Raw genomic sequence first — 585 nt, forward strand, 5'->3', positions numbered from 1 at the left:
AAACGTCGGGTCATCTCTGCCGAGTCGCCACCGCATTGTTCCATTCGACAGCTATCCTGTAGCGCTGCAGGCAGCGGTGGCAGGACAAGGGATTGCCCTTGGGTGGCGGAGAACAACCGAAGGGATGATTGCCGAAGGTAAGCTGATGCGACCCTGTAGAGAGCAGGTGAGGAGACCAACAGAGTTGTCGGTTTTTCGTGGCACGGCAGGGGGTCAACACCCAAACGCAGAACACCTTCTTAACTGGCTTTCTGATCAATTGGCAGAATAGCCGGGGCTGGCTGTTTGATGCCGGGCACCGGTTGAAAGACCACCTGACCAAGAAAAACAAGAGGCTGGCAAGTCTGCCCGCCTCTTATTCCAATCGACGCGTTTGACGTTTGATCAGGATGCCGCCTTCATCAACCCTTGTGCGATGATGTCGGCCTGTGCTTCGTCCAGAGATTTGTGGATTCGCACAAACATCTCGTCAATATCGGCAGGTGTCAGGACCAGCGGTGGCGAGATGACCATGCGGTCGCCCACATGCCGCATGATCAGGTTGTTAGCAAAGCAGCGATCACGACAGACGTAGCCGACGACGCC

The 585-nt window shown here is 55.9% G+C and carries 1 protein-coding gene and 1 pseudogene; one reads left to right on the forward strand and one right to left on the reverse strand.

Features of this window, described 5'->3' with window-relative positions; translation table 11 throughout:
* The first annotated feature begins 34 nt into the window (after positions 1-34).
* A complete protein-coding gene (locus ACR1XY_RS24860; protein WP_480597549.1) occupies positions 35-271 on the forward strand; it encodes a hypothetical protein in 237 nt (78 codons plus the stop codon).
* 113 nt (positions 272-384) lie between these two features.
* Here ACR1XY_RS24860 and ACR1XY_RS24865 read toward each other — a convergent pair.
* A pseudogene (locus tag ACR1XY_RS24865) lies at positions 385-585 on the reverse strand (aspartate aminotransferase family protein); the annotation flags it as partial.

The sequence above is a fragment of the Ruegeria sp. AD11(2025) genome (assembly GCF_056542405.1).